The 20004-nt window shown below is 49.4% G+C and carries 11 protein-coding genes; 3 read left to right on the top strand and 8 right to left on the bottom strand.

Going from position 1 to position 20004, the window contains the following annotated elements:
• The first annotated feature begins 12 nt into the window (after positions 1 to 12).
• Positions 13 to 2469, top strand: a complete 2457-nt coding sequence (locus DG177_RS01335; protein ID WP_337658417.1) for a response regulator — start codon at positions 13 to 15, stop codon at positions 2467 to 2469.
• 7 nt (positions 2470 to 2476) lie between these two features.
• Here DG177_RS01335 and DG177_RS01330 read toward each other — a convergent pair whose 3' ends face one another.
• The 8 genes from DG177_RS01330 to DG177_RS01295 form a co-directional block, all read right to left on the bottom strand.
• A complete protein-coding gene (locus DG177_RS01330) occupies positions 2477 to 3430 on the bottom strand; it encodes a crotonase/enoyl-CoA hydratase family protein (RefSeq protein WP_337658416.1) in 954 nt (317 codons plus the stop codon).
• A gap of 289 nt (positions 3431 to 3719) precedes the next feature.
• Positions 3720 to 4721, bottom strand: coding sequence for an NAD(P)H-dependent glycerol-3-phosphate dehydrogenase (locus tag DG177_RS01325; protein ID WP_108812712.1), 1002 nt, complete (start codon positions 4719 to 4721; stop codon positions 3720 to 3722).
• 71 nt (positions 4722 to 4792) lie between these two features.
• On the bottom strand, positions 4793 to 5722 hold the full coding sequence (locus DG177_RS01320; protein WP_108809837.1) for an alpha/beta fold hydrolase: 930 nt from the start codon (positions 5720 to 5722) through the stop codon (positions 4793 to 4795).
• A gap of 31 nt (positions 5723 to 5753) precedes the next feature.
• A complete protein-coding gene (locus DG177_RS01315; RefSeq protein WP_108809836.1) occupies positions 5754 to 6608 on the bottom strand; it encodes an alpha/beta fold hydrolase in 855 nt (284 codons plus the stop codon).
• Positions 6605 to 8083, bottom strand: coding sequence for a DUF3336 domain-containing protein (locus tag DG177_RS01310; RefSeq protein WP_108809835.1), 1479 nt, complete (start codon positions 8081 to 8083; stop codon positions 6605 to 6607). Before DG177_RS01310 ends, DG177_RS01315 begins: the two co-directional genes overlap by 4 nt.
• An 87-nt stretch (positions 8084 to 8170) precedes the next feature.
• Complete coding sequence (locus DG177_RS01305) at positions 8171 to 9715, bottom strand: wax ester/triacylglycerol synthase family O-acyltransferase (RefSeq protein WP_108809834.1); 1545 nt, start codon at positions 9713 to 9715, stop codon at positions 8171 to 8173.
• A 25-nt stretch (positions 9716 to 9740) separates the two neighbouring features.
• Positions 9741 to 12086, bottom strand: a complete 2346-nt coding sequence (locus DG177_RS01300) for a glycerol-3-phosphate 1-O-acyltransferase (RefSeq protein ID WP_337658415.1) — start codon at positions 12084 to 12086, stop codon at positions 9741 to 9743.
• A gap of 9 nt (positions 12087 to 12095) precedes the next feature.
• On the bottom strand, positions 12096 to 13904 hold the full coding sequence (locus DG177_RS01295; protein WP_108812710.1) for an HAD-IB family hydrolase: 1809 nt from the start codon (positions 13902 to 13904) through the stop codon (positions 12096 to 12098).
• Positions 13905 to 14258: 354 nt separating this feature from the next.
• On the opposite strand from DG177_RS01295, the gene DG177_RS01290 reads away from it, so the two are divergent.
• Together DG177_RS01290 and DG177_RS01285 are read left to right on the top strand one after the other, a co-directional pair.
• Positions 14259 to 17303, top strand: coding sequence for a S8 family serine peptidase (locus DG177_RS01290; RefSeq protein WP_108809833.1), 3045 nt, complete (start codon positions 14259 to 14261; stop codon positions 17301 to 17303).
• A 73-nt stretch (positions 17304 to 17376) separates the two neighbouring features.
• On the top strand, positions 17377 to 19995 hold the full coding sequence (locus DG177_RS01285) for an EAL domain-containing protein (RefSeq protein WP_108809832.1): 2619 nt from the start codon (positions 17377 to 17379) through the stop codon (positions 19993 to 19995).
• Positions 19996 to 20004: the final 9 nt, after the last annotated feature.

Genomic DNA, 20004 nt, shown 5'->3' with positions numbered 1-20004 from the left:
CGTGAGCGGGAAATGATTATCAATCGCCTCGTGCTGATTATCATCGCCCTCACCATCACGTTCTTTCTTGATGCGGCACCCCATCTTGTGTTTGGTTTCCAATTGCACCTTATGGGTAGTTTAGCGATCATGATCGCTTATCGGTTCAACCCCCAACCAAGCAATCCCAGGCGGCTCGCAGGACTTATCGTAGATTTTGGTGTTGCAACTTATTTGTTCGACATTGGCGGCGGCGCGGTAGCTGCGCTCTATCCCTTATATCTGTGGGTTATACTAGGTTACGGTTTTCGTTTTGGCGTCAAATGGCTTGGCATCGCGGCCACTCTAGGGACAATCTCCTTTGGCTGGACCGTTTACAATGATCCCTATTGGCATCAGAATATGTCGCTATCTTCAGGGCTTCTAATCGGATTAATTGTCGTGCCAGCTTATTGCTCGACGCTAATCATCAAGATTTCAAAAGCGACGAAAGAAGCTGAGGAAGCCAATAAAGCAAAGAGTCTTTTCCTCGCCAGCATTAGCCACGAACTGCGGACCCCCCTCAATGCCATCATCGGCTACGGTACGCATCTCCTTGATATGAAGTTGCCCGAGGCACAGCAGCAGATGGTGGGTACGAGCGTTTCTGCCGGTCAGCATCTGCTTCATTTGATCAACCAGCTTTTGAGTTTTGCCCAATCGGATACGCAGGAAGAGCTGCCTGAACCCAAGGAATTTAGTGTCGTGGATGTCTTGACTGACGTCAGAGACATCATGCAACTGGCCGCAACAGAGAAAGGCTTGCAAATCCACCTGCAAGCCGAAGCCATGAGCGATCAGTTGATCGCGGGTCAGTTGGACTATATTCGGAACATCCTGATCAATCTTACCAGCAATGCCGTGAAGTTCACAGAAACCGGGGCGATTGTTCTGAAATGCGGCATAGATGAGAATGAAGAAGTGCCACAATTGTGGTGTTCCGTAACCGACACGGGCCCTGGAATCGCGGCCGAAGCTCATGAAAAAATCTTTGGCGTTTTTCAACAGGCGGACGACAGTATCCTTGATACGTTCGGCGGCACCGGATTGGGACTTGCGATCTGCCAGCAGTTGGCGAGGCAGATGGGAGGCGACATTGACCTGGAAAGTGCGATTGGAGAAGGCAGTACCTTCACCTTAAACTGTCCTATTGACCTTGTTGCCAGCGTAGAAGAAGCACCTGGCGAAGATAGTTTCAAGATACTGTCATTGGGCTTTGGATTGAACGGTCCAGATATCTCCAAAAAAGAAAGCAACAATGCTCGGGTCAACCATATTCAATGTGCTAAAGATGACCGGTTGGAAACGATCCTTAAGAACCATCCCCTCTCCTCCTATGATTTGGCTCTACTTGATGAAGAAATAGCTGAACAGCATAAGGACGATGAGATATTCTGGAATCACTTCCGTGAGGCCAATCTTCCACCAGTTCTTCTGTCCAGAAATAGCAGCAAAAGTCTGGATGAAATCAAACTGCGTGCTGCCTTTGCTTCAGTCTTACCAGCGTCACCCGATTTCGACACGGTGCGCAGCGTCATTCAAATTGGTTGTTCTTTCAACCGCGTCGGTAAGAAAACTGATGTTGATCCCGACCAGATAATTCGGACATCGGTGAGCTTGAACGTCCTGGTTGCCGACGATAACCGCACTAATCAGATGGTATTGCAAACGATATTGGTCAATGCAGGTCACCAGGTGGTCGTGGTCTCCGATGGCGAACAAGCATTGGATGAGCTTGAGAAACAAGCATTTGATATCGTATTCCTCGACGTGAACATGCCCAACATGGGAGGCGTAGAGTGCTGTAAGCTATGGCGACAGATTGAAGGCCCCCGAAATCATGTTCCGGTCATTGGCTTGACGGCAGATTCGACGATTGAAACTGAGAAGAGATGTCTCGACGCCGGGATGGATCTTCGATTGACCAAACCTATTGAAGCAGGCCTTCTGTTGGACACAGTGGCTGAACAAACAGGCAATTTTTTGACTGCAGACGAAGCCCAAATCAATGGTGATGCAGATCCGTTTAACGTTGTTCGCTCGATAAACGCGAAATCTGCGGATGAGCTGGAACCACCGATTGACAACGAACAGATGGACTATCTCAGATCAATAGGCGACGAAACCTTCGTGCAGTCTATCATAGATGCCTATCTCGATGACACGTTAGAAGTGATGGCTGCATTTGAAGATTCGATAAAAAACCGTGATGTTGCTGACTTCCGCTTTCAGGCGCATGCCTTCAAGAGCGGTGCCAATAATGTCGGCGCCTGCAGACTCGCACAAATGTGCGGTAAGCTCGAAGTTGTGACGGAAGCCGATTTCAATGAGAACCGTTTGGAATATCTTGCTCAAATTGAAAAAGAATTGTCACGAATTACCGCATTTCTGAACGGTCAGAAAGAGCACACAGATAGTGAATCCAGCGAAGACGTCAGTGCAGCAGGATAACCTATATCTAAACGGTGCGAAGCGAGCGTTCTATTCTGCGTTCCTGCGCCATGGCTAGACGCTCCATTTTGCGGACGTCGGCCTCTTCCAGATGCAACGCCGTTTCTGCCCACATATCAGTAATCTCGAGCAACTCATCAATAGTCACCGGATTAGCAAGGCGCCGCGCCTTGTAGACTGCACGTTCGGCATGAAAGCGTTTACGATTCTGTTTGGTATATTCAACAATCGCGGCCTCACCCTGGCCATCTTCAGCGAGTATATCGACAACGCCCATGTCATAGAGTTCTTCAGCCGAGAACAACTTTCCTTCGAGAATAAACTGCTCTGTATCACGCCGGCTCAATCGTTGCCGGAGATAGCTATAGGCACCCATTCCCGGGAAAAGATTGAACAAAATTTCCGGCAAACCCAATCGCGCACTTTTTTCGGCAACCAAAATGTCAAAGGCCAAGGCATGCTCAAATCCGCCACCTAAAGCATCGCCCTGCACCAACGCCATAGTGATGATAGGAGCTCCAAAGCCAGTGCTATTGGCAAATTGCATGTGAACACATGTGCGTGCGTATTTTTTTAAAGCGCCTAGATCACGGCGTCTTATGCAATCCGCAAAATGCTTTAGATCACCACCCAGATTATATATTCCTGGCGTATGTGAACCGCATACAAAATATCTTAGGGGATCGACCGCGTGACTTGCGTCCATGGCGTAATTCGTGTGCACCCAATCCTGCACCAACTGGATCTCATCACCCAATTCATAAGTGTAACTAGGTCGGGATTTCTGGTTCATATAGCACCAGAAGATTTCGTCGGATTTATCGAACCGCAGGTCTATTTCGTTGAATTTTTGTGTGAGTATATCCTGACCAAAACCATGCTCCGATGTGATCAATGCATCGGTCCCATCAATGACCAGATCGGCATCAATATCATTCACGGCTTGGCTTCTTAAATCCATATATACTCTCCACATAATCGGGGTTACGTCGAAACTCTGGCGTAACAATTTCCGAAGTGCTTGGGACATATTTTTATGGCACGCCCCAAAAAGAAGCAAGTAAAAGTCAAAAAGTTAACTATTGACCTTAATCACCCTTTCAGATTCCCAATCTTTTGCGGCACTTAATGGTAAATAAGCGATTGTAAAATCTGGTAAAACTGAAAATAAATCGAACAAATAGTGCCTCTTATTTAATCCCTTTCAAATCAGGTTCTGTAGTTAGAAAAATAATTCTTATGGCTATTGGTTACCCTGCTTCTGCTTCGGATCCGGCAGATGCGCTGATCAGGCCGCGATAGGCGCGTATAGCCGTCCTGGTGCCTTTGGTTACCTCGAAAACATCCTCGGCTATGGGCATAGCGACATTGTATTTTTTAGCTAAGGCCATCACCGTTGGCGCACTCTTCACACCCTCAGCCACCATGAGCATTTCTTCTATGATTTCATCAATATTACGCCCTTTGCCCAGCTCCACACCGACATGACGGTTTCGACTTAGCGGGCTTGTGCATGTCGCAATCATGTCACCCATTCCGGTTAGGCCCGCAAAAGTTTCAGGTCGCCCACCCATTGCGACACCAAGCCGCGTGATCTCTGCAAGCCCACGCGTGATTAGAGCAGAACGGGTATTGTCTCCTGCCCCCAATCCATCGCCCATTCCAACAGCGATCGCGATAATATTTTTGAGTACTCCGCCCAGCTCACAACCCAGCAGGTCAGTATTGGTATACACGCGGAAGAGTCCCGAATGGAACAGCTGCTGAAGCTGTTTGACAATGATTTCATCTTCCATTGAAATCACACTCGCCGCCGCCTGGCCGGCCATGATTTCTCGCGCTAGATTGGGACCAGTTAGAACGCCCACCGGATGACCTGGCAGAACGTCTTCGATAACCTCGGTCATGCGCTTTCCAGTGGATAACTCAAGGCCTTTGGTGAGACTTATCACCGGTACCCAAGGCCGCAAAAATGGCTTGGCTTCCTCAAGAACCTTTCGAAAATTATTTGATGGAATGCCCATGACCAGGACATCTGCATCTGCGACCGCGTCACCAATGGCATCTGTCGCCTTTAATGCTGCTGGCAATTCTGCGTCGGGAAGATATTTGCTGTTGCGATGGTTTTGGTTGATATCCTGAACAGTTTCGGTGTCTCGAGCCCATATCTTGATGGGAGCATTGCGTGATACCAGTGAAGCCACTGTTGTCCCCCACGAACCGCCACCCAGTAGCCCAACTCGCAATTTCACAGCCTCGTCCCCCATTTTTTCTCGCGACTCCCCTGCTTGGGGAGTTCTATCTGACTAAACTGGCGGGAAAATTAGTGTTTGGCAAGAAATGCAATATGTCGAGCAGCCGTTTCTTTGGGCTTCTCGATCATAGGAACATGCCCTGTTTCTTCCAGAATGAAAGATTCACTATTCCTGATCCCTGTCTCCAGGACCGAAACACAGCTAACGTCAATCAGACGGTCATGACGTCCCCAGATGATGAGCGTTGGCGCCGCAATTTCTCCAAGACGGTCATTAAGCGGGTTATTTATGCCAGCACCGGCGATCTGCCAAAAGATCTTATCAAGCAATTCTCTATGTGCTTCTGCTTCCGCAAAGAAAATTTTCTTGAAGTTTTTGGGCATAGGCACCGGTTTGTACGATATAAATGCCATAAGCCGATCAACATCGGCTAGGTCGGTCAAGGCCAACGAATTTTCACCTTTTTCAGCTGCAATTGCCAATTCACTTTTGTCGACTCCCACCACGCCGGCATTGTTGAATAGGGTTAAGGATGAAACCTTATCCGGATATTCCATCGCAAATTGCAGCGCTATAAATCCGCCCATGCTGTTACCGCCAATATGGCATTGCGGGATATTCATGGCGTCGAGAAAAGCGCTCAATCGATGGACTTGCGACGCGATATCGTAATCACGATCAAGAGATCTGTCATTTTCACCAAAGCCAGGCAAATCCGGTGCGATTAGTCGGAGATGTTTGGTAATATGCGGTGCATAGATCGACCAGTTGTCTTTGTCGCCGCCGAAACCATGCAGCAAGACCATTGGTACGCCATCGCGGCGGCCTCCTTCCAGATAAGGCCAGACATTATCTCCAACTTTGACCGACTTTTGCCGCATCCCCCCACGAAAACGGAGCAGTGCGGTCATTAGGTCATAAAGAGCTTTCGGCAGAATGAAATATCCGGCGAGAAGCGCCAGAATAAAGGCTCCGAGAATATATAATATGATCATCATTGCGAATTTCCCCCGTTCGCAGTTTTCTGAGTTAACCCGCCAATATGGAGTCGATCCAGTTCGTCATGTCAGAAAGCACCGCATCTTTCTCAGGTTCGTTAAAAATCTCATGAAATAACTCAGGATAGATTTTCAGCATTTTTGTTTCGGAGGCGATATTCTCATGTAGGAACACCGAACCTTCCGGAGCGGTCAATCTGTCTTTTTCTCCATGTAGCAGGAGCATGGGCAATGTGATTTTCGTTGCCTGACCTTGAACTGTTTCCATATTTGCCATCATTTCAGCGGCCAACCGCGCACTGATCTTCGTGCCAGAAACCAATGGGTCGGCAAGATAGTCTGCAACAACCGCTGGATCACGGCTCACACCATTCGCATCAAGCCCCAATACTCCCATTTTCGGAGCAATACTGGACAGGAGCTTACTCAATCCCTTCATGAATGATGATGGTTCTTCGGTTGCCTTTATCGCTGGTCCAGACAAGACCGCTGCGACAAAGCGGGTCTGGTCTTTCAGTAAATATGTGGCGCTGATCAGTCCGCCCAAACTATGGCCGACCAGAACTATTGGTAGCCCCTTTTGTTCAGCTGGTAGTTCCTCAATCAGCGCATCTAAACCGTCATGATAGACCGAAAAATTGGGAACAAAGCCATTAACTCCATCCGATCTTCCGTGTCCCCAATGATCAAGGCTGTGCACCGCAAAGCCTTTCTTGGTGCAATGTTCGGCGAAATAAGCGTAGCGCCCGCTATGTTCATCATAACCGTGGACAAGGACAATAACTGCCTTCGGGGTCTGTTCGGGAGTCCAGCTTTGACAATAGAGCTTTGCCCCTGCCGCTTCAGACGGTGCGGGTAATGTTAGTGCGCCTTCCTGGTGCTTCAAGCGATTTTCCTTTTCATCGCAATCATATGATCATGCGCCAATTCGGTTTCATACTCGAACAATATGCGGTCCAGTGTTTGACTAATTTTGGTTTGCGTACGGACCATTTCAATCTTCGGCCACGTCGTGCGCTCTCCCAACTGAATGAGCTCGCCAATCTCCTCTACCGACAAATCACTGAGAATTTTCGCAGGGCTCCAGAACATGGTCGGCCTAATGATGTTAATATCACCGGTATAGTCCTGGTTGATTACTGAAAGTGTCATATTGGCCATGCTGTTCAGCCGCGGGAAATAGGACAATGGTTTCTGCATGATCTCAACATTGGCATTGAGCCAAGCCTTCATTGTTGAGGTCGTCGCATTTCTAATCGCAGAAATCGGTGTTCTTTGCTGTTTAACGTCCGTTGCAAAGGGCGTGATCAGCGGATTTGCCTGACTGACGATGTGATGATTGACCCCATATAGCCGGCCAAGTCGTTTGGCTGGCAGGTCATGGGTGACCGAACCATCCACCCATTTCCTATTGGGCAGATAAGGTTTGCGTTCACCGGTATGATCTTTGGCTGCCAGTGTTACAGGCGGATATACGCCCGGCACGGCACAGGATGCCATCACTGCTTCGCGAATATAGACATTGGGTGATGCAATCGCGTTCAAAAGACGCGATGTCTGATGCTTTTCCGCCGGTGCGATTGAAACATTAAGATGCCTGCCAGTAAGCTCATACGCCTCCTGGAAAGTCAGATCCGGAATCATTGTAGAAATCCGCTCGCGAATTTCGTCAACCTTAAGACGCCTTGTGGTTCCGAAGAGACCGATACCATTCTGCCCGGTTTCATCACTCCGGCCATCCGTGACGAGATTTTCTGGATCAAAAAAGGGAGGGATTTCATCATCCATGTGGGTACTGATCAGCGCACCAACCACGGATCCGCCACTCGACCCAGACATGATATGCGGCAACAGCCCTTCTGACCATAAGGCCTTGACCACGCCCATATGAAAATAGAGGAAGGCACCGGAGCCGCTCATTAGGAAAGCCGAACGACCATAACAATGTTGCGCCCGGCGAAAGAAATCTAGCTTCTCTTCAAAAGGAATGTCATCAACCTTATCGCTGGCCAGATATTCCAGCGAGTTAACGATGGCGTCGACATAATCCTGAATGAGCTGCTTGGTACCAAATCTTGCCTTCTGGTGCAGGCGATCATTACCCATACCATCCATGTTACCATGAATGCCCTCATTCAGTGCGTAGAGTAGACCCGCATTATCCTGGGCCTTCCAGAGCTTTGACAGGCGTTTCAGCCGTCGCCGTATGGAAACATTGTCGAAATGCTTGCTTTCGTCAGATGCCTTCCATTTATCGACACCCGTGGAACGATCATGTGCGGCAGCCGCATCAGACCAGTCGGAATAGTTTTCCGCCTGGCTCATCGCCTTTTCCATCTTCAAAGTGGTATTCAAAATCATATTTTACTCGCTTACTGTAAGACGGAATACACGCATCTTTGTAGAAAGACACCCGTTAACGGCAATATATCGGTAGTTATCCACTGCTTATTTTGCTTTGTCCGGCTGTGCCCTTCTTGGCGTCTTGGACACCCGTCGGTACATCACCGAAGCATCTTTAGGTTCTGTTGCCTTTTTGACCGATGGTGCTTTGGCCTTGGCTTTGCGTCTGCCCGTTAAGGGTTTTGCACCCTTCAATTGATCAAAAGCCGATTGAATGCATTCGCGGAAAAATTCGATATCCGGCATGATTCGCCTGTCAGTGGTAATTGCAAAGGACATGGTGCCATTATAGCTAGGCGTTGCAATAAACAGCCCCATTCCATTGCCCAGCGGCGCCATTCCATATTGGTGCGTAAGTTCTGCACCATTCATATACATGGGCATTTGCGGCCCCGGCACGTTGGAAATGAAGACATTACTCATCTTCGGTGCAAAACGCTCGCTGGTTAGGATTTTAGCCACCCCGGCCATCGTTGCACCGGGAATATGCTGGGTAAGGTCCGTCATAATCCGGGCACTAAGGCCTGACTTAGCCGCCTTTGTCTCCCGCGTCGTATTGCGAACTGCTTCCAACCGTTCCAAAGGATTGGCAATATTGGTCCAGAGCTTGACCGTCATCGCCGTAATCTTGTTACCTGGTGTATTTTCCTGACCCGTACGTTTCCGGGCATTGACAGGTGCCACAGCAACCAGTGTCTCTTTTGGTAATTCCTTGTGCTTCATAAGATATTTGCGCAACGCGCCGCTACAAATGGTCAACACCACGTCATTGATCGTCGCGCCTTCCACTTTCGTTCTCATGGTTTTCAGGTCGTTGAGGTCAAAACTAACGGCCTCAAACATTTTATGCGGCGAAACGGCGCCATTAAACCGGGTTTCCGGAACCGTGAGACTGCCGCCCTCGCCTTCTCCAGCAATATTCTTCTGAGTTGCATCCCAAAGCGTCGGTGTCAGCTTTATCATCGCATTGGCCAGCTTAACGGGAGAGGACAGATTACTCGAAATAGCCCTATTCATGACGTCCGACGATGACGGTACGTCGCCATAGTCCCAATCCGACGTTGGCACCTCTATCGCAGGCGTGCCCTTGTTATCCATGTCACTGAGCGCTGTAAAAAAATAGGCAGCAGATGCGCCGTCTATCGCAGAATGATGAACTCGCGTCAAAATAGCGTAACTGCCCTTTCCATAGCCTTCAACCCGGTCCAGCCCCTCAACCACATACATATCCCAAAGTGGTCGGTTCATATCCATTGGCTTGCTGAAATGACGAGCGACATGGATACAAAATTGACGCCAATCACCAGGTTCCGGTAATCTACCATGAGAGATATGGGCTTCGATATCAAAATGCTGATCCTCCACCCAATAAGGATGATCAATATCAAACGGCAGGCGATATAGCTTGCGCTTGAAAACCGGAGAAATGTGCAGCCGGCTCCGGACATGCTCGATAATATCCTTGAAGCGGACCTTCTTGCCAGGTGCCGTGGAGGGGTCGTAGACATATACCGCCATGACGTGAGTCAGGTTTTCTGCAGTCTGAATATAAAGGAACTGGGCGTCTTGGGCACTGAGTTGATGCAACATATGCGGTTCCTTTAAATCAGATTATCTAGTCGAATATCTTGTCAGCGAGGCTCAAAACCTCAAGGCGGGATTTTTCCATCCGCCTTGACAAGGCTCGAAATTTGCGAAGCAAAGCCTTGCGTTTGGCAGTAGTTTCTTCGGTCGTTTCGCCAGTCAAATCCTGGCTCGCCGCCATCTTAAAGCCATTTTCAAACAGAATTTTTCCGATTGAAGCCTCACTGGTAATCCGCCGCAATAAATAGGCTTGGCGCCCCTCTTTCAATGCTTCTTCGACGCATTGCTTCTTGTCGATCACCTGACCAGGCTCCAAGCGAGACAATATATCTAGCACCACCGTGTAGGATTCAACGAATGGTAGAAAAACCGCATGACCTATAAGAGGTTGGAACCGATTGGTTAGACTCTTTAGCAAGACACCACCCTGATCCAGTTTCATCTCCCAGTCAGGGCAAGCACGCGTCAATTCAGCTTTTAGGTTTTCCCGATATTCTTCTTTGGGAGGATAGAAAAATTCAAACTTGAACAAATCACGCAGTCTATCCGTTTCCGCCCAGAACACATCAGCAGCAACTTTGTCCTTATCTTCGCGGGCTTTGAGCAGTGAAAGCTCGATAATCGCCTTATCGAGAAAATGATGAATGATTGAATTACGATAGTAGCTGGCCAGCGGATGCTTCTCTGGTTGGATCGTATAAACAGTGCTCGATCCCTGATCATAGCGCACAAACAATCCACTATTGACCAGCGTATCAACAACCTTTTGGATGCCTTCCAGATTTTGTCTGGTCAAATCATCGCTAAACCTGATGTTGCGCTCTTCTGCCCATTTGACGAAAAAATTGATCACTGCGCGCAATTCTTCCGCGGTCATCGCACGCGGCGCCGTACCAAGCAAACTGAGGCACATTAGAGATGTCAGCGTTAACGGCGTCGCTCTGTTGGCTTCAACCGCGACTTCGAAGGCAATCTTCGATAGTCCTATGCGATCATCAGGTTCAGGCGCTTTTTTAACAACCACCGGTTTGCCAAAATCCACATAGACTTTGCCCATGGGCTCTCGCAGACTTCGCAAATAGCCGACAAACCAGCTCAATGACTCTGCCTTTTTGACGCGCCCAGTTTGTTCGGTCGCATATTCCTCGACATCGCGGATCAGATCGAAGCTGGTCACAACAGGAATGATATGGACATTTTCTATGTCATTCAGATTGGCACTATCCATAACATATTTCAGCAAGCCATAACGCGGCGGCATGAGTTTACCGAGCCGAGAGCGCGTGCCTTCAAAGGCCCATGTCATCGGAAAGCGCTTTTCCAACAAATAGCTGACATAATGGCGCAGCACGAGCTTGTAGACCGGATTATTTTCGAAGCTGCGGCGAATAAATATTGTCCCTGCACGGCGCAAGACAAAGCCCAAACCAAAGAAATCCAGATTAATCCCGCCGAAAACGTGCACCATAGGCAAGTCATTTTGATAGGCGAGATCAGTTGGTGTTACCCCGTCGATATAGGTCTTATGCGTAAAAAGAAGTAGAGTTGGGTGGTCGCGCATCGTCTTACGCAGCCGTGCCAGTTCATTTTTGTCGAACACCACCTCATCTTCATAACCCTGCGACAGCATGAAGCGATCCAGTCGTGCCTTCATGTCAATGAAGAAAGCGCTCGGCCTGGCAATCAGCTCTTTCATATATTTGCCAGCTTCTTCGTAAAGCGCAGCTTCTGATTTATTCAGATCGGTCGACAATTCGGTCATTGCAGTGCGGAACTTCGGGCTGGTACGCAATCCATCTGCAACAAAGCGAGGCACTTTATAGCGACGCCCACGAAGACCACGTTCTTCAATATCGAGAACAAGACTTGCTTGGCGAACCACAAATCCCGCGAATTCTTGTTTGTCATCGCCGTGCATCTCGAGAGTGTTTTGCTGCTCAAAACGCTGTTTCAGATCACCAATTGTGGCAGGCTTCCCGGTCAAGCAATGTGCCCGGCGCTTGTTGCGGAGCAAAATCATGCGCGCTCGAAAACTACCGGGTGTTCGAGGATCACCGAAAAGGGCGTGCCGCTTCTTCAGGGCCCTGCTCTTTTCAAAATTGGGGATCCGCCAAGCTATGCGCACTGGTATTACCAGCGTGTCGGGCTCAGCATCCAGTTTGCGGCTCAACTCTTTCAACCGCAAACGCGCGCGTTCATCAGATATTGGTAGACTGATCCAGTTGATTTCCCTCCCGGGACCGCCCTCAGCAAGTGAAGTGTGCAGCCAATCTAGCAGATAGCGACGTTCGACGCGGTTACGCGCATCGATGACAAATAGTTTTGGCCCCTGCGATAGCAGAGGCATCGTTTTCGCTATTGCCGTTGATTCATCCATTCTGCTTCACTATTTTTTTGACACCGCTGTTTTCTTGGACGTCGTCTTACGGACAACGGGTTTCTTTACCGGAGTTTTCTTTGCCGCCACTTTCCTCACCGCCGGGGATTTGCTCGCGGGCTTCTTGATGGCAGCCTTGGGCGACGCCGGTTTGCGGGCTGTCCTTTTTTTGGTCGGGGCTGAGCGGTTTGTCTTTGGTGCCGTTGTCGCTTTACTAGCGGAAGCTTTTTTCCGCTGCGCCGGTTTTCGGGCAGTCGCGCTGACTTTTTGGGGGCGATTCTTTGCCGCCACCCTTTTGGTTTTGGATTTGGCAGGCATCGTCTTTTTCGCTGGCGTTTGTCTAGATGGAGATGACTGCCCTTTGGCCACTTCGGCGATCTCGATCTCCTCGTCTGATTGCCCCAATGCATCCAGAAACATGTTGCGGACCTCGGCAACATGCTCATCTAAAGTTGCTCTCTTCCATTTGCTGGTATCGACCGGTGGCAGGATATCGACCTTTACGGTGGCAGACCGCATCACAAATTCATTTTTCGGAGCTACATCACCGGCATTATGGATCACAATTGGAACCATTGGCACACCGGCTTGCATAGCAAGGTGAAATGCGCCTTTCTTAAACGGCCCAATTTTCGGCGATAGAGTCCGTGTTCCTTCGGGCGCAATGCAGATTGATTTTCCATCAATCTTGATCGCATCTATAAGTGGCTCCATTGCCTTAATAGCATTTTTGCCATCAGCACGATCGACAAACACAGTTCCGGCCATCTCCATCACTTTGCCGATTATCGGGGTATCCTTCACTTCCTTCTTGGCAATTCCCCCGACATCTTTTCGCACCAGCTTAGCCATGATCATGACATCAGCTTTACTTTGATGGTTGAAAACAAAGATACAGGGCCGGTTCACCCAAAGATTCTCTTCTCCATGCACGTCCAGCTCGACGCCCGTCAGAGCGGTCGCAACATCACCGAACAGGCCGGTTGAGAAATTTGTCGCCTCACGCTGTGATCCGGTCAGCGCCCAGATAGGTAGTCCTGCGACAAATGACGTAACCAGGGAACCTGTTGCATATATAGTTCTGAGATATTCAACTGGCTTGCCCTGCCCTCGACTGTCGAACTTTTGCAACGGCCAACCGCGCTCCATGGCAACTTCCCTGAGCTTGCCATTGGGGTTCAATGGCCGAGGCTTACCAACCCGTTCAAGCAGTTCAATATCGTCATAACTGTCTGAGTAAAAGTAGCTCTTTTTAAGATCGAGCTCATATTCCTCTGCCAGTTTTTCGGCGGCTATAACCTTCCCCTCGCCAAAGCACAGCGGACGGATAATATTTCCCGTAAACTCGCCATTTTCGACTTCATATTGAGAACATAGGACATGCTCGATATTCAGGTCACGGGCTGTCGGCTCTATCTGATAGATGGTCGCGGATGACACAATCGCTACCGTGTGACCCTTTGCCATATGGGCTTCGATTAACGCCCGTGATTCCGGGTAGACCTTGCGGGCAATATGTTTTTGGTAGAGCTCTTCACCAAACTCGAAATAGCTGTCTTCAGTTACGCCTTTCATGAATTTCGAAGCCGCCATCATAAGGCCCGAAAACCCCATGCTTCCCATGCTATATTGCGCCATGACATTGGCGGTTTCGACAAGTTCCTCAGCCGTCATTTCCCGGCGTTTGATTTTTTCCCACAACATGGCCGTCGCGGAATATCCCGAAATGATTGTGCCATCGAAATCAAAAAGTGCCGCAATATGTGGCCCATTGGGTGCCTTGAGTACGTCCTGCAGATGAGAATCCTGGTCAGCCATATCGTCCCTCAAAATCATTCTGGCCCCATCGGCCGGAAGCCATCCTGCCAAAAAAATGCCGGTCTTTACAGCCTTTATTGGCATCGAGTCATATTAAGCTACTAACAAATACCACATGTCCAGCTTTGAGGCGGCCATAGCCTTTAACAAACTGTGCCCGAATCCCGGAAAATATATACAAAACTGTGCAATTTCTGGCCGTTAGACAGACAAAAATGACATCTTTATTTTTTAGACTGGTTGGAAATCTGCGACGCGCTTTGGTTACAATGTTGTTAATCCATCTTTTTTCGCGCTGGTTAACAAACGACCCCTATTTCGTTCATTATAAGTTCGTGGGTGAACGGGGACAAAATGAAACGACCATCTAATATTCGCTCTAGCAAATTGGCTATAGCAACAATCATATTCGGTACAGCAGTGCCGGCGCTTGCACAAACGACGGATTCTGTCGCCGACAGCGTCGTGGCCGATACAAACGGTGCGCAAGAGTCTGTACAGGCAAGTAAAGATGTACGCCCAATTGTCCCCATGGGTGGTAGCATTGATCCGTTCTCAGGCAGCATCGATCCGTTTTCCGGTTCGCTTGATCCGTTCAGCGGTTCGATCGATCCTTTCGCAGGCAATATCAATCCGTTTGAAGGCAATATTGATCCGTTTGCCGGCAACCTGAACCCGTTCCATGGTGAAATCCGGGCGCTTTGGGGTGCTATCGATCCCTTTGGCGGCAATCTGGATCCGTTCGCGGGTAATGTTGATCCCTTTGCCGGAAACGTAGATCCTTTCCGTGGAAATCTCGATCCATTTGCTGGCCAAACCGATCCGCTTTCAGGCGCTACATTGCCAAGTTACATGGAAATGAATGGTTTTTGGCATAGTTTCGGTGCGACCTGGAGAGAAACCAATCTGCAGCTCAATGACATTGCTGAAAATGGTAATACCGGAGTAAAAAGAGATGTGCTTGAAGCGCAGATCAACAGCCTGATCAGCCAGTCACAAAACGTTTGGGGTAACGCCATCCAAGCGCGCACAGGACAGTCTTTCGAAGCGAGTTTCCTCGATCCGCTGTTCGCAAAATTTGGCATAAGCGATAATCGGGTATGGGGCTTCCGCTCTCTCAGTCAGGCGCAGCGCGCACAACTGGTCACCGAATGGTTTGATGGCCTGATGCAATATAGCGGCAATGATCGTGTCGATCACTGGATGAGAACCATCAACTGGACGCCAGAACTGACAAAAATTCAAGGCAGCGGCGCCGATAGTGTTATCGGTATATTGGATTCATCCATCGTCAATGACCCGGATCTCGAAGGCAACGTCTTCCATTCCGGTGGCTATCAAGCGCATGTCGGCGGCCATGGTACTGGTGTCGCCAGCTTGTTAATTGCTGATCATGATGGCTTTGGCGTCATGGGCATTGCTCCCAACGCATCGGTTGCAACCTATAACCCATTTGATGATACAGGAAGCGCTTCTTGGGCCGACATCCGTGCTGGCATAGTCTCGTTGAAGAGCGCCAATGCCAGCGTCATCAACATGTCGCTTGGCGTTTCCGGTTGGACACTGCATCCTGAGTGGAATAATGTTTTCAATGATTCAAACGTCAAGTTGGTCGCGAAAGATACTGTATTCGTTATCGCAGCCGGAAACGACGGCATGACACAGACACAAAATGTTGAATTTAAACGTAATTCTGACATTGGTTTGATCGTTGTAGGTGCCGTTGATCCTTTGGGTAATATTTCAAGTTTGTCCAACAAACCTGGTTCCGTCTGTCTGACCGATCAGGGCAATTGCGTTAGTGATTATCATCTCAGAGATATCTTCATTGTTGCACCGGGCGAACTCATTCTGATGTCTGATGGCAATGGCGGTGTCACCCGTCGTTCAGGTACGTCTTTTGCCGCACCGCTGGTATCGGGTGCCATTACCCTATTGCATGATCGCTGGCCTTGGCTTGCCGAGCATCCTGAGGAAACTGTGCGCATCATTCTCGATTCCGCACAGGATTTGGGCGCACCTGGTGTTGATGATGTCTATGGAGCAGGATTGCTGGATGTTGAGGCATCCCAGTCGCCGCTCAGCTTTGATAGTCTCAGCTTTTATGAACATCGTGGGGGCAAAAAAGTTCAACGTAGGGCAGCTGATTTACAACAAACCGGCGTAGGCGCCACCTGGAACGCCGAAGGTGTTTTCCTGACAATGTTCGAGAATATTGGTAAAACTCACCGTGATTTTGTCGTTCCGTTTTCCAGCCAGCTAATTGGCCAGAAATCAAACGTCACAGGCTCAAACGAGTATTTTCAGTCGTACATCACCCAGCGTTTCGTTGATTGGAGTACCGGTTTTTCTGGTCTCAACGCAAGCGGCGGGTTTACAGATATCGCAAGCTATTCAAGCCCGAAGCGCGAAGGTTGGAACTTTGCAGTTTCGGCAGCTAATCCGACTGCTTATCTGCGCAATGGCCGTCAGGGTGAAATCCCACACAGCGCCGTAAAATTCGGTGATGCCGCTGGTAAATTCTCTTTCAATGCAGGCTATGGCCAAGGCGCGATTGCCTTGCTTGGTCAGAATTCTTTCGGGCTTACGTCCGATTATGATACGGACACTGGTGGCTTGAACCCCGTATTGGGTCTTGCCTCAGGTGGCGGCTTTGTCGACGCTGAATTTGCAGTTTCCAAGAACACCAAAATCGCATTTGGTATGACCAGCCGTCGGCTTGATCATTCTGAGAACATGGCGCTGACTGAGGCAGAACGCGGCCAATTGCGTGGTGCAAAAGACTATCAGGCCAGCGCATTCAACCTGCGTATGACCCATAAGCCGCTAAAAGCCGCGACTGTCAGTGTAAGTTTTGCGACGCTGAATGAAAAAGACGGCCTGCTAGGCGTACAATCTGCGTTGGATAACGATCTTCGTCACGGTTCGACGAGTAGAACCATGACTGTCGGTGCGAGTTTTGATTTGCCACACGGTATCAATATCGCAGCTTCGGCAACCGCCGCGCTTACCAAGTCAAATGGTGGCACCGATCAAAACCTGCGGACCAGTGGGAATGTGAGAAGCTCTGCTTATGCCTTCTCGATCGGCAAACAGGGATTGATGCGCAAAGATGACCGTTTACGCCTATCTTTCACGCAGCCTCTGCATGTCGAAAACGGTACCTTGGAATATAGTGCGGTTGAGGTAATCGATCGGTCGACCGGCGAAATCGGGAATGTGACACGTGATTTCCGTATCACCGACCAAAGCCGCCGATTCACTGGCGAATTTCTCTACGCCACTCCGATAAAAGGTGGCGGTGAACTGTCCTTCTTTGGACGTGCTCAATATGATGCAAATTCCGGGGCTGGTGTTAACCAAATAATAGCAGGTGGGCTGCTAAGTGTGCCATTCTAAAGACTTATTTGGGGGTTAAATCTGTAACCATATCTACCCCCAATAGTGTGTTTGAGTAATCGGGGTGGAACATATGCTGGGACGAAAAATAGCTGCCGCGCTTTTGTTAAGCGCCGCCTGGCATATTCCTTCAGCCAATGCCCAAGCCGAACCAGCGTCTTCCGCCTTTGAGGCGCAGATTGCTGATACAAAATCGTCTATGATGTCGGACCCGAGCCAGGCTTTGAAATCGGCTCGCAAGGCCGCACTGATCGCCGACACGATGTCTAAACCAGACACCGCGCTTGCCATCGCAACCAGCCAATGGCTGGAGGGCGAAGCGCTAACTCGTCTGAACAAGCCCAAACAGGCTAAACCGGTGATTGCGCGCGCGCTTAAAACTGTGAAGCAGGTGGCTCCAAACACCAAATTGCATGCCGATCTTCTAAAATCCAGCGCAGCTATCGCTATTCAGACTGGTGGAGTCGAGCAGGCCCTGTCGACGCTCTATTCGGCCTATCGCATATATGAAAAACTGGATCAGAAGCGCAGCCAGGCCATCATCTTGCACAATATTGGCTCAATCTACTATGAAGCCCGCGATTATCCGCGTGTTCTGGACTATTATGATCAGGCCAAGTCAGTCTATGCAGATGATCCTGCACTGAATCTTTCATCCCATAATAACCGCGGCAATGCGCTACGTGATATGGGCAAGTTTTCTGAAGCCGAGCAAGAATATGCGCAGGCGCTAACCGTTGCAAAAGAGATGGATAGCCCGCTTCTACAGACTCGAGTTTTGACCAACCTAGCCTTTGCTCAATATGCGCAAGGAGACCTAGACAAAGCCGAGAAAACTGCGGTTTCAGGCTTGCGCATCTCCCAAGCTGGGGCAACAGACTGGGAACCGTTTCTATGGGGTACCAGAGCACAAATCGCCTTGACTGAGAACAGACTACAGCAAGCTGAAAATTTCGTTCGCAAGGCATTTAAAGGTGTCGACCCGGAAAGCTCGACCATGGCCTATCGCGATTACCATGAAACTGCATATATGGTTTTCAACGCAATTGGCCGGCATAAAGAAGCGCTGCAGCACCTAGGTGCCTTTAAACGTCTGGACGATAACGGGCGCGAACTGGCGGCATCGACCAATTCTGCTTTGCTTGCGGCGCAGTTTGATGATGCCAATCGGGAACTGCAAATATCCAAACTGGAGGCGAAACAGGCACAGCGTGATCTGATGTTGGCCAAGTCACAAACCATTTTGCGCTATACCAGCTTACTGCTCGTCGTTGCCTTTGCGGTTATTGGCGCGCTCTTTTTTGCGGTCGTCTCGGTCCGGCGTAGGCGAAAAGCCGTCAGCGCTGCCAACGCGCAGCTTTCCCACGCCGCCAAGCATGATCTTTTGACCGGCCTCGCCAATCGTGGATATTTCAGAACTCTTCTGGCTGATGCATTGGTGGAAAATCAGGCTAACGGTACGCGCAGTGCAGTGATGCTAATCGATCTGGATCGCTTCAAGGCTGTAAACGATACACTCGGCCACAATATCGGTGATCAATTGCTTTGTCATGTGGCCACCCATTTAGAGGAAGCTGCAGGCAACAAAGCCAGTGCTGTCCGCTTGGGTGGTGACGAATTTGCCTTGGTTATACCAGACATTGAGAGTGATATAGAGCTCGAGAAACTTGGCGAAGAAGTGATCGGAAGACTGAGTGGGGTCCACTCGATTAACGGAACTTCCGTAAATATCGGTGCGACGATCGGCATAGCGGTTGGGCCCAGTGACAGTAACAATGTTCAGACATTGACACGCTGCGCTGATTTAGCCCTCTATCACGGCAAAGAATCAGGTCGCGGTCAGTGCGTTCGTTACAAACAGTTCATGCAAATCGAAGCGGACGAACGGCACATTCTAGAAAATGATTTGCGTGATGCACTGGAACAAGGTGACTTATCGATTGCCTATCAGTCGATTGTGGACGCAAGTAGCGAAGAAATTATTGGATATGAATCTCTGCTGCGGTGGGATCATCCAACGCGTGGACAGATATCTCCAGCCATTTTCATACCAATTGCTGAAGAAGCCCGTCTAATTGGTACTATTGGTTCATGGGTGTTACGCACCGCATGCGCACAAGCGAAGAAATGGCCGGAACACGTACGTTTATCAGTCAATGTATCGGCGTTGCAGGTCGAAGGTGGCGGTTTGGCAAATAATATTGTCGGTGCCCTTGCGGCCAGCGGCCTTAGCCCGGAAAGGCTCGAGCTGGAAGTCACAGAGAGTGTTTTCCTCGATAATCACGAGAAAACTGATGCCACGCTAGAGAGCTTGCGTTCGCTTGGAATAAATCTTGTTCTGGACGATTTTGGCACCGGGTATTCTTCACTCGGCTATCTTCGCCGCGCTAGCTTCTCGACGATCAAGATTGATCGCAGCTTTGTAAAATCCGCAACACGCGGTTCGAGCGAAAGCATGGCAATTATTCGTGCGATTGTATCCATGGCTGAAGAACTGGGCATGCAAACAACGGCAGAAGGCATTGAAACCGAAAAAGAAATGGCAGTCATGCGCGACCTTGGTTGCACGCAGTTGCAAGGCTATCTGTTTTCCAGACCGACCAAATCAATCTTGGAAAAACCTGAAACCGACACGCAAAAGCCTCAAATAGTCGAGATTTCTCCAACCGAGTTACAGCGCAAAGTAGGCTGAATTTTGCGG

The sequence above is a fragment of the Sphingorhabdus sp. Alg231-15 genome (genome assembly GCF_900149705.1).
GTDB lineage: Bacteria > Pseudomonadota > Alphaproteobacteria > Sphingomonadales > Sphingomonadaceae > Parasphingorhabdus.
Note: the sequence above shows the minus strand (reverse complement) of the source record. Positions and strands in the feature narration are given on the sequence as shown.

Coding starts and splice junctions, on each gene's coding strand:
- DG177_RS01290 (WP_108809833.1), top strand. CDS start 14,259: ATGAAACGACCATCTAATATTCGCTCTAGCAAATTGGCTATAGCAACA.
- DG177_RS01330 (WP_337658416.1), bottom strand. CDS start 3,430: ATGGATTTAAGAAGCCAAGCCGTGAATGATATTGATGCCGATCTGGTC.
- DG177_RS01305 (WP_108809834.1), bottom strand. CDS start 9,715: ATGTTGCATCAACTCAGTGCCCAAGACGCCCAGTTCCTTTATATTCAG.
- DG177_RS01310 (WP_108809835.1), bottom strand. CDS start 8,083: ATGATTTTGAATACCACTTTGAAGATGGAAAAGGCGATGAGCCAGGCG.
- DG177_RS01285 (WP_108809832.1), top strand. CDS start 17,377: ATGCTGGGACGAAAAATAGCTGCCGCGCTTTTGTTAAGCGCCGCCTGG.
- DG177_RS01320 (WP_108809837.1), bottom strand. CDS start 5,722: ATGATGATCATATTATATATTCTCGGAGCCTTTATTCTGGCGCTTCTC.
- DG177_RS01300 (WP_337658415.1), bottom strand. CDS start 12,086: ATGGATGAATCAACGGCAATAGCGAAAACGATGCCTCTGCTATCGCAG.
- DG177_RS01295 (WP_108812710.1), bottom strand. CDS start 13,904: ATGGCTGACCAGGATTCTCATCTGCAGGACGTACTCAAGGCACCCAAT.
- DG177_RS01335 (WP_337658417.1), top strand. CDS start 13: ATGATTATCAATCGCCTCGTGCTGATTATCATCGCCCTCACCATCACG.